At 45.1% G+C, this 9,341-nt stretch carries 12 protein-coding genes and 2 pseudogenes; 3 read left to right on the top strand and 11 right to left on the bottom strand.

Going from position 1 to position 9,341, the window contains the following annotated elements; genetic code table 11:
- Positions 1-333 precede the first annotated feature (333 nt).
- On the top strand, positions 334-534 hold the full coding sequence (locus LH47_RS13265) for a YlaI family protein (protein ID WP_004891284.1): 201 nt from the start codon (positions 334-336) through the stop codon (positions 532-534).
- 70 nt (positions 535-604) lie between these two features.
- On the opposite strand, the pseudogene LH47_RS13270 reads toward LH47_RS13265, so the two are convergent.
- The 4 genes and pseudogenes from LH47_RS13270 to typA all read right to left on the bottom strand — a co-directional run bounded on the left by LH47_RS13270 (position 605) and on the right by typA (position 3,980).
- Positions 605-1,377: pseudogene (locus LH47_RS13270) on the bottom strand (DUF4351 domain-containing protein).
- A gap of 172 nt (positions 1,378-1,549) precedes the next feature.
- The gene (locus LH47_RS13275; RefSeq protein WP_043968299.1) at positions 1,550-1,831 is read right to left on the bottom strand and encodes a hypothetical protein; all 282 of its coding nucleotides are present in this window, start codon (positions 1,829-1,831) and stop codon (positions 1,550-1,552) included.
- Entirely contained in the window at positions 1,828-2,133 is a 306-nt protein-coding gene (locus LH47_RS13280) for a YlaH-like family protein (protein WP_043968301.1), read from the bottom strand. Before LH47_RS13280 ends, LH47_RS13275 begins: the two co-directional genes overlap by 4 nt.
- Before the next feature lie 11 nt (positions 2,134-2,144).
- A complete protein-coding gene (gene typA / locus LH47_RS13285) occupies positions 2,145-3,980 on the bottom strand; it encodes a translational GTPase TypA (RefSeq protein ID WP_043968303.1) in 1,836 nt (611 codons plus the stop codon).
- Positions 3,981-4,090: 110 nt separating this feature from the next.
- Between typA and LH47_RS13290 the strand changes: the two genes are divergently transcribed.
- Positions 4,091-4,270 carry a DUF5325 family protein gene (locus tag LH47_RS13290; RefSeq protein ID WP_043968305.1) on the top strand — a complete coding sequence of 60 codons (180 nt, stop codon included), beginning with the start codon at positions 4,091-4,093 and terminating at the stop codon, positions 4,268-4,270.
- Between the two features lie 3 nt (positions 4,271-4,273).
- Here LH47_RS13290 and LH47_RS13295 read toward each other — a convergent pair whose 3' ends face one another.
- The 4 genes from LH47_RS13295 to LH47_RS13310 form a co-directional block, all read right to left on the bottom strand.
- Positions 4,274-5,056 (bottom strand): inositol monophosphatase family protein, encoded by a 783-nt coding sequence (locus tag LH47_RS13295; RefSeq protein WP_043968306.1) that lies wholly within the window; start codon positions 5,054-5,056, stop codon positions 4,274-4,276.
- Positions 5,057-5,118: 62 nt separating this feature from the next.
- Positions 5,119-5,307: a hypothetical protein gene (locus LH47_RS13300; protein ID WP_043968308.1), complete on the bottom strand. Its 189-nt coding sequence runs from the start codon at positions 5,305-5,307 to the stop codon at positions 5,119-5,121.
- Positions 5,308-5,393: 86 nt separating this feature from the next.
- Positions 5,394-5,663, bottom strand: a complete 270-nt coding sequence (locus tag LH47_RS13305) for a UPF0223 family protein (protein ID WP_043968309.1) — start codon at positions 5,661-5,663, stop codon at positions 5,394-5,396.
- A 30-nt stretch (positions 5,664-5,693) separates the two neighbouring features.
- Complete coding sequence (locus LH47_RS13310; protein ID WP_043968311.1) at positions 5,694-6,653, bottom strand: NAD(P)H-dependent flavin oxidoreductase; 960 nt, start codon at positions 6,651-6,653, stop codon at positions 5,694-5,696.
- A gap of 185 nt (positions 6,654-6,838) precedes the next feature.
- Between LH47_RS13310 and LH47_RS13315 the strand changes: the two genes are divergently transcribed.
- The gene (locus LH47_RS13315) at positions 6,839-8,305 is read left to right on the top strand and encodes an aminotransferase class I/II-fold pyridoxal phosphate-dependent enzyme (protein WP_043968313.1); all 1,467 of its coding nucleotides are present in this window, start codon (positions 6,839-6,841) and stop codon (positions 8,303-8,305) included.
- A 118-nt stretch (positions 8,306-8,423) separates the two neighbouring features.
- Here LH47_RS13315 and LH47_RS13320 read toward each other — a convergent pair whose 3' ends face one another.
- The 3 genes and pseudogenes from LH47_RS13320 to LH47_RS15560 form a co-directional block, all read right to left on the bottom strand.
- Positions 8,424-8,537: a GapA-binding peptide SR1P gene (locus tag LH47_RS13320; protein ID WP_043968315.1), complete on the bottom strand. Its 114-nt coding sequence runs from the start codon at positions 8,535-8,537 to the stop codon at positions 8,424-8,426.
- 132 nt (positions 8,538-8,669) lie between these two features.
- Positions 8,670-8,969 (bottom strand): DUF3055 domain-containing protein, encoded by a 300-nt coding sequence (locus LH47_RS13325; protein WP_035046692.1) that lies wholly within the window; start codon positions 8,967-8,969, stop codon positions 8,670-8,672.
- Between the two features lie 228 nt (positions 8,970-9,197).
- A pseudogene (locus LH47_RS15560) lies at positions 9,198-9,341 on the bottom strand (UPF0236 family protein); the annotation flags it as partial.

Here is a 9,341-nt window from a genome sequence, read left to right on the forward strand (position 1 = left end):
CCTCCAAAAGGGCCGCCAACAAGACAGCGAACACCTTTTGAAGAGTTCTGACTAATTGTTCCTCCAGCTCTTTTAATAAAGGCCATTCTGTGGTAAAATGTTTCATGGACTCTCTCCCTCCTGTTTTATTGATGTTGGTCATCACCATCATAGCAGGGAGAGAGTCCTTTTTGCATGACATTTGCTTTTTTCTACCGCGCTTCGCTTGGTGGCCCCGACGAGCGTCGCGAACAAAAGTTCGCAACCCTCGTCGGGGAATCATTCCTGAATGTCACCCACAAATATTTTACTCACACATATACTAGTTTTTAAAAAAACATGCGAGGTTGGACGATGAGAGTACGATGCATTCTTTGTGAAAAAATAGATACGTTAAACGACGAAACGTTGCTTGCGAAACGGTTGCGCAACCGCCCGATTCATACATATATGTGTGAAACGTGCCATGAACGCATTGCGCAAAAAACGAAAGAGCGGCTAGCGACCGGCAAGTTTCGCTTTTTCCGCACGAGCAAACATGAAACGGAATGGTAATGAAATGACGTATAAGAAATAACTGTCGTCCCCTCCGTCTTGCAAGGTTGGAGGGGACATAGCAAACAACTCATTTGTTTTCCAACAATTGTTTCACTTCTTCCGTAAGATCGGTGAGGCTCGCAATGTTTTGTATACTCATCCCTTTTCTCGCCATCGTTTGTACAATATGTTTTATTCCTTCCTCTCTCCCCCCTTTTGTTCATACGCAATAATGAGTTCCAACACTTGTTCTTTTTCTTTCGTCTCCATCCCGCTCACCTTTCTCCGCAACTGTTGTTCTTCTTCGTCTGATATTTTTACATATGTTTCAAAAAAGCCAAACAGCAATCGTTGTTTCGCTTCGTCTAATTCCATTCGGACAAGCATGCGTAAAAATTGTTTTTTCAGTTCTACCCGTTCACTTTCAGTATATCCCATTTTGCTTAGCAGTGCAGCAGCGATTGGATTGTCTTGACGAATGTAGTTTCGCAGTTTTGTTTACGAATTTCCAAAGTGAAAAAACGAAAGTCAACCACATGGCCAAACGGAAATTGGAGCGTAAATGCAGATCATTCGTTGCGGATCGTAGCTAAATACAGAAATTGGTACGATGTGTTTGCGGTACTTTTCTAACAAGCGGCGAAAATAAATAAATATTCGTTCAGGAAACGATGGTTGAACGTAGCTTTCGTTTTCAATATGCACGACCACTAACCCATCTTCCCCTTTCAGCTTCGTTTCGACAAGCAAATCGACACGGTACTTTTCTCCTGCTGTCACATCGGTAAACAGCTCCTTCGATAAAAACGATACGTGGCGAAAATCGATATGCTCGTGCATTGTCAGGAAAAAGAGAACAATAAATTCCTCAAAAAACGTTTAAATCAACTCTTTAAACAGACGATCGTGGTCAATAGGCATACATTCACCTCACATACTTTTTTCGACATCTGTATTCGTCAACAAAATTCTTTTTCCTCCATACGTTAGAATATTGAAAGATGAAAAAGCGCCCGACAGAAAACATGGGCGCTTATTGGTAATTGACATATTTTTCAGGTTCGCGATTAATTTGATCGAGCATCGTTTCGACGAGCTCGGCTGGAAAGCGAAACGTGCGCGATTCGTTGTTTACGGTACATGCAACTGTATAGACATCGTCTTCTTTTGTATATGCGATTTGCTCAACCGCATGATCTTCACGCAACAAATCGGCAAAAAATCGTTCTGTTTCTTGTGCTGCTGTATCGTCCGGGCGCGCATGGGCAACCACCGTAATCGTCAACCAATTGTACACCGCATCTTGTAGTTTCATTCCGTATTCTCTCCTTCACGACGAAGCCGCCATTTATAAATGATTAATACGACCGCCGCAACAAGCAATCCTTCTGCGACAGGTAAAAAGACGGCGAAAAACGCTAAAATGGTACAACCGAGCACAAGCAACGAGTAAATGATAACGTTTTTTAATAGCGGTAGTTCACGCGCAAAGCCAAGACGATACACAATGATCGATAAAACGACAATCGTCGCATACAACAGCCACATCCCTTTCACCGGCTGTTCATGCACGTTGTATAGCGAAGCGAAAAACGACAGGCGACCGATCACATCCATGACGACTCCCCCTATTTCTTTTGCTCAGCGAGTTTTTTCTTTTTCGCAATTTTTTCCCGTTCGTTTTTATCTAATATTTTTTTTCGTAAGCGAATCGATTGTGGCGTCACTTCGCAATATTCGTCGTCATTTAAATATTCGAGCGCTTCTTCTAACGTCATGAGGCGCGGTTTTTTCATCGTCACCGTTTGTTCTTTCGTTGACGAGCGGACGTTTGTTACATGTTTCATTTTGCATACGTTGACGACTAAATCGTTGTCGCGGCTATGTTCGCCAACGATCATCCCTTCATACACTTCCGTTCCCGGTTCAATAAAAATGACGCCGCGGTCTTCAACTTGCATAATGCCGTAAGCAGTCGCTTTTCCTGTTTCCATCGAAATGAGCACACCTTGATGTCTGCCGCCAATTTGACCTGCAATGACCGGCTGGTAGCTATCAAATGAATGGTTTAAAATGCCGTATCCGCGCGTAAGCGACATAAATTCTGTGCGATACCCAATTAATCCGCGCGCAGGAACGAGGAAAATGAGGCGCACTTGCCCGTTTCCGTTGTTGATCATATCGACCATTTCCCCTTTGCGCGCCCCAAGCGACTCCATAATCGCCCCTGTATATTCTTCAGGAATGTCGATTTGCACGCGCTCGACAGGTTCGCACATGACGCCGTCGATTTCTTTTATGATGACTTCCGGCTTTGACACTTGCAGTTCAAAGCCTTCACGGCGCATATTTTCAATTAAAATCGATAAATGAAGCTCCCCGCGTCCTGACACGATCCACGCATCTGGCGAATCCGTTGGCTCAACGCGAAGCGACACGTCCGTTTCTAACTGGAGGCGAAGGCGCTCTTCAATTTTTCTTGCTGTCACATGTTTTCCTTCCCGTCCAGCAAACGGGCTATTGTTGACGAGAAACGTCATTTGTAACGTCGGTTCGTCAATGCGAAGCGGCGGCAACGCTTCTTGGGCATCAAGCGGACATACCGTTTCTCCAACGTTAATATCTTCCATACCAGAAACAGCAACTAAATCGCCTGCTTTCGCTTCTTCAATTTCGATGCGTTTTAAGCCGAGGAAGCCAAACAGTTTTGTCACGCGAAACGTTTTTACAGATCCGTCCAGCTTCATGAGCGCCACTTGTTGCCCAACTTGCATACGCCCGCGGAAAATGCGTCCAATCCCGATACGACCGACGTAGTCGTTATAGTCAAGAAGCGCCACTTGAAATTGAAGCGGTTCATCGCTATTGTCGGGCGGGGCAGGAATATGTTCAATAATCGTTTCAAATAGCGCGGTCATATCGGCGTCTTGTTTATCCGCATCTAAACTTGCCGTCCCGTTAATCGCAGAAGCATACACGACCGGAAACTCAAGTTGATCTTCCGTTGCACCAAGCTCAATAAATAAATCGATCACTTCATCGACAACTTCGTGCGGACGGGCAAACTCACGGTCGATTTTGTTGACGACGACAATCGGCGTTAAGTTTTGTTCGAGCGCTTTTTTCAAGACGAAGCGCGTTTGTGGCATGCATCCTTCATATGCATCGACGACGAGCAACACCCCATCGACAAGCCGCATAATGCGCTCCACTTCCCCGCCAAAATCAGCGTGGCCCGGCGTATCTAAAATGTTAATGCGCGTGCCTTTGTATTGAATAGCTGTATTTTTTGCTAAAATGGTAATGCCTCGTTCACGTTCTAAATCGTTGCGATCAAGCGCGCGTTCTTCCACTTGTTCGTTCGCCCGAAACGTTCCTGATTGGCGAAGCAATTGGTCGACTAACGTCGTTTTCCCGTGGTCAACGTGCGCAATAATCGCGATGTTACGAATATCGTTTCTCACTTATGTCAACTCCTATTTTTCAACATTGCGCGTCTATTATAGCATAAACATAGTAGAAAAGCGGAATGTTTTGTTGTAACCTAAAAGGAAAGAGGATGAGGAGGAAGAAAATGAACAAATTTCAACCGCTTTTTTTTATGATTGCACTACTTGCCACGGCGGCGATGATTAGCATCGGCATTGCAATCGCTTACCGACATGTGCCGGCGATCATTGGGGCAACGATCGCTCTCTTTGGTGTCATGGGGCTCGGCTTTTCATTAAAAAAAAGAAAAAGCGCTAACGAGTAATAGTTAGCGCTTGATGATCGAAAGTACTTCTTCATGCAATCCCGGTTTAGAAACGAATACGGAACTTTTTTCGATCATATTGAGCGGCTCACCGTACAAGTTTGTCACGATTCCACCTACTTCTTGCACGATAACCATTCCGCCGGCAATATCCCACGGCGACAAACGAAGCGTAATGTACGCATCGAGTTTCCCAGAAGCGATATATGCCATCTCGAGCGCAGCGGAGCCGTATGAACGCGTGCCGCGCGCTTTTTTCACAAGCGGGGCGAGGACGTTCGGGTCGATGCGGTGATTTTCCGTCACCCATGTCGCGTTTAGTGAAATGATCGCACGGTCAAGCGACGTTTTTTCGAGCGGTGGAAGCGGCGTGCCGTTTACAAACGCCCCTTTTCCTTTTTGGGCGTAATACAGCTCATCAAAAGCAACGTCGTAAATGTAGCCAAGCATGCCGACACCATCTTGAAACACCCCAACAGAAATCGCAAAATGACGCTGTTGATGAACGAAATTCATCGTTCCGTCAATCGGGTCGATGATCCAAACGATGCCGTCTAGCGCTTCAAGCGTATCGCCGAGCCCTTCTTCTCCTAAAATGCGGTGCATCGGGTATGTTTGGCGAATGCGTTCAATAAAAAATTGTTCGATTTCCCGATCGACGTTTGTCACTAAGTCGGATGGGCTTGATTTCGTTTCGATTTTTAGTTTCGTTTGAAACGCATCGCGTATGCGCTCCCCTGCTTCCCGAATCCAATGCTGCATATGTTGATCAATTTCGTTCCACATATAAGACCTCCTGCATATACTTATGTAGAAAAGGCGGCGCTTGCCGCCTTCTCACGTCCCTTTCATTTCGACAGGCGAATCAATTCTTGGCGCAGTCTTTCTAGTTTTCGTTTACATTCGTTTTTTTTCGCTTCGTTATTTTCTAACATCGCTTCATAAAGGGTGGCTAGTTCGTAGTCTACTTCGAGCTTTAATACTTTTATTCGTCGTTCTCCATCCATTCTTTTAAATCCATCGGCAGTTTTTCGCATATCGTGCACCCCTTCCGTTTTGAAGTCTTTTTTTTTGAATATTTTCTTTTTTTACATACTATGTAACGGAAAGGGGATATGCAACTTTACATTTTCACAATATCTCCGACGGACAACTCTTTTCCTTTTTTCATCGTTTGGTACGGTGAATAGCCGCTTACTTTTTCAAATTCATCGCATAGTTTTCGCTCTTCCGCTTTGCTTGGGACAATTTCTTTAAAGCGACGATATAAGTTCATCAGCTGCTCTCGCTCAATGCCTCGTTCGTACGCTTGTTCAACACCTTCGTAAAATTTAATGACGTCGATGATTTCTTCTGTTGACCAACTGTAATCAATCGGGTATGCATATTTCATGATGTTCACCTTTCTTTTTTGCTGTCTATTTTAGTTTGTCCAACGTGCGCGAATTTGTTCCGCTTCTTGAATCATGCGCGCAAAAAGTTCACTTACTGTCGGCACATCGCGAATGAGTCCGATCACTTGTCCCGCCCACGCAAATCCTTCTTCCGTACGACCGTCGTAAATAAATCGCTTGTTCGCTTGTCCGCTAATGTACTCTTTTAACTGCTCGTATCCTTTTCCTTCTTGTTCAAACTGTAAAATTTTTTCCGTCCATTCGTTTAACAACGCGCGGGCAGGCGCACCGAGCGACCGTTTAATGACGACGGTGTCGCTTTCTGTGCGCTCCACAAGCATTTGTTTATACACCGGATGGGCATGAATGCATTCTTTTGTCGCAATAAAGCGCGTGCCCATTTCAATTCCTTCTGCCCCAAGCGCAAGCGCAGCCATCAGTCCGCGACCGTCTCCGATGCCTCCTGAAGCGATGACAGGAATCGATACGGAATCGACGACGCGCGGCACTAATACGAACGTCCCGATATCGTGTTTGCCGAGATGACCGCCCCCTTCTTGACCGACAACCATAACCGCATCCGCCCCAAGCTCCTCCGCTTTCACCGCTTGACGTACCGCCGCCACGAGCACAAGCTTTTTCACCGGTACACCTTTTAACTGTTCGAAAATGGGTGCAGGATTTCCGCCCGTCATCGAAATGACCGGCACGTTTTCTTCAATCGCCACCTCAAGCATGTGCGCAAACGGGCGTCCATGTTGTCCGATCGCAAAATTGACTCCAAACGGTTTGTCCGTTTTTTCGCGCACTTTTTTTATTTCTTTCCGCAACTCATCAGGCGTCTCGAGCGACATCGCCGTAATTTGCCCTAGCCCTCCAGCATTCGATACCGCCGCCGCTAAATCGGCATACGCTAAATACGCCAAACCTCCTTGAATGATCGGATAACGAATGCCTAACAACTCCGTTACTCTCGTTTTCCAGTTCACAGTCCACTCCCCCTTTACTTTTTATCATTCTTCGCTCATAAAGAAAAGTCCTTCACAAACAATAAATGAAGAAACATACACCGCCTTTCATTTTTAAACAAAAAATCATCTTTGCAAACGTATAAAGAAGTGCTATAATTCACTTTGTTTTATGTAAATCCAAGTTAAAGAGGTGTACAGCGAAATTGTCACAGTATGAAACACCGTTATTTACCGGACTGTTAGAGCATATAAAGAAAAATCCGATTCAATTTCATATTCCCGGCCATAAAAAAGGAGCAGGAATGGACGAGCAGTTTCGCTCCTTTATTGGAGAAAATGCGTTAGCGATGGATTTAATTAATATCGGTCCACTTGATGATTTACATCAGCCAAAAGGAATGATTAAACGCGCCCAACAGTTGGCTGCGGAAGCGTTCGGGGCGGACTATACGTTTTTCTCCGTGCAAGGGACGAGCGGCGCGATTATGACGATGGTCATGTCTGTCGCAGGTCCTGGCGATAAAATTATCGTCCCACGAAACGTGCATAAATCAGTCATGTCAGCGATCGTCTTTTCGGGAGCGACACCGATTTTCGTTCATCCTGAAATTGATAAAGAGCTTGGCATTTCACACGGCATTACACCAGAAGCAGTAGAGACGGCGTTAAAGCAACATCCGGACGCCAAAGGGGTGCTCGTCATCAACCCGACGTACTTTGGCATTGCTGGCGACTTAAAACGAATTGTTGACATTGCGCATCGCTATCATGTCCCTGTCCTTGTCGATGAGGCGCATGGCGTACACATTCACTTTCATGAAGATTTGCCGCTTTCAGCGATGCAAGCAGGAGCGGATATGTCGGCGACGAGCGTGCATAAGCTTGGCGGTTCCATGACACAAAGCTCGATTTTAAACGTGAAAGAAGGGCTCGTGTCGCCAAAACGGGTGCAGTCCATTTTAAGCATGTTAACGACGACATCGACGTCTTACTTGTTGCTTGCTTCGCTCGATGTGGCGCGCAAACGGCTTGCGACAGAAGGACATGAGTTAGCGGAACAAGCGATTCGCCTCGCGAATGAAACGCGCAAGCAAATTAACGACATCGACTATTTATATTGCGTCGGAAAAGAGATTATCGGCACAAAAGCGACGTTTGACTACGACCCAACGAAGCTTATCATTTCGGTCAAAGAGCTTGGACTAACAGGCTATGAAGTCGAAAAATGGCTTCGTGAACATTACAACATTGAAGTGGAGTTATCCGACTTATACAACATTTTATGTATTATTACACCGGGCGATACAGAACGGGAGACGAGCGTATTAGTCGAAGCGCTTCGTCGTTTATCAAACGAATTTCGCCATCAAGCTGAAGTCGGAAAAAAACCGAAAGTGCTTTTACCAGACATTCCTGTCCTTGCGCTCACCCCGCGCGATGCGTTTTATTCGGAAACAGAAGTCGTGCCGTTTGACGAATCAGCAGGGCGCATTATCGCTGAGTTTGTCATGGTATATCCACCGGGCATTCCGATTTTCATTCCGGGTGAAATTATTACGGAAGAAAATTTAAACTATATTCGCAAAAATATAGAAGTCGGCCTGCCTGTTCAAGGTCCAGAAGACGACACGTTACAAACGTTGCGCGTCATTAAAGAACACCAGAAATGAAAAAAGCGGAGCTCGCATCGAGTTCCGCTTTTTTTCATCAATGAAAAGAGACCGGCTATGCCGATCCCTTCTCTCTATATTGTCTCCTCATCCCCCAAAGCTCGTTCCGATCTATGTTTTACTGTTCGTCTTCACAATCGCAACCGCTGCATTGACCGTACAATACCGTTACTTTTTCGTCCTCAAAATGATCGATTGTCGCATTGCATGTTTGGCATACAATTGTACCCATCCCCGATAACCCCTTTTCCTTTGGAATGTTTGAAAACGTTTTACTGATTTCATAATAATATGTCACATTTGTTTTGTCAATAGGGATTAGTATGACATATTTAAATAAAAAAAGAGACGTATTTCACGCCTCTTACTCATATTGTTCAGCATAAGGTGTCGTTGGTAAAATGTCTGAGAAAAATTCCGCTAAATCTTCAGCTTGTTCTTTCGTGTCAATACGGAACGTGCGTTGTAAATAGTCGTGGTCTTCGATGTCTTTCGGGTCGAGGAGAGCAGAGCGGCCTGTTTGCATACAGATGACAAGTGGTTTACCAAAAAACATATTTGTGTACACGATGCCAAAGTCGTATCGGACGTCTTTTGTCGTAAAGCCGACAAACCTCACTTTTACTTTTTCATGCTCATCATACAATTTTTCGAATACGTGCATATCGTTCCCTCCTTCTTGTATATTAAACTTTATTATATCGCACTATTCATATTTTCGCAATTATTTGTTTTTTCATAGAGTCAGTCAAGACTTTGTGGAGAACATTTTTTCGGTTCACTACGGGTGTTGTCAATCACTAGTTAGCGAACCATTTTCAGGAATTGATATCGTAAGCGCTTTTGGACTCTCATCCCTCATCTTGAAGTGATGATATTGTATTCCATTTTTTTACACCCAACCAAAATCCCGAAGCGCCGACAACGCTTGATGGATCGGCGTCCCGGATGACCGCTGCAGACACGGTAGATTCTGACGCACCACATCTGCCCACAACCGTCCTGCCTTCCGTTTGGCCTGTTCAACCCGCTTGGA

Source organism: Anoxybacillus thermarum (assembly GCF_000836725.1).
GTDB classification, from domain to species: Bacteria; Bacillota; Bacilli; order Bacillales; family Anoxybacillaceae; genus Anoxybacillus; species Anoxybacillus thermarum.

Coding starts and splice junctions, on each gene's coding strand:
- LH47_RS13325 (WP_035046692.1), bottom strand. CDS start 8,969: ATGCACGTATTCGAAAAATTGTATGATGAGCATGAAAAAGTAAAAGTG.
- LH47_RS13290 (WP_043968305.1), top strand. CDS start 4,091: ATGAACAAATTTCAACCGCTTTTTTTTATGATTGCACTACTTGCCACG.
- LH47_RS13305 (WP_043968309.1), bottom strand. CDS start 5,663: ATGAAATATGCATACCCGATTGATTACAGTTGGTCAACAGAAGAAATC.
- LH47_RS13265 (WP_004891284.1), top strand. CDS start 334: ATGAGAGTACGATGCATTCTTTGTGAAAAAATAGATACGTTAAACGAC.
- LH47_RS13280 (WP_043968301.1), bottom strand. CDS start 2,133: ATGGATGTGATCGGTCGCCTGTCGTTTTTCGCTTCGCTATACAACGTG.
- LH47_RS13300 (WP_043968308.1), bottom strand. CDS start 5,307: ATGCGAAAAACTGCCGATGGATTTAAAAGAATGGATGGAGAACGACGA.
- LH47_RS13320 (WP_043968315.1), bottom strand. CDS start 8,537: ATGGGTACAATTGTATGCCAAACATGCAATGCGACAATCGATCATTTT.
- LH47_RS13295 (WP_043968306.1), bottom strand. CDS start 5,056: ATGTGGAACGAAATTGATCAACATATGCAGCATTGGATTCGGGAAGCA.
- LH47_RS13275 (WP_043968299.1), bottom strand. CDS start 1,831: ATGAAACTACAAGATGCGGTGTACAATTGGTTGACGATTACGGTGGTT.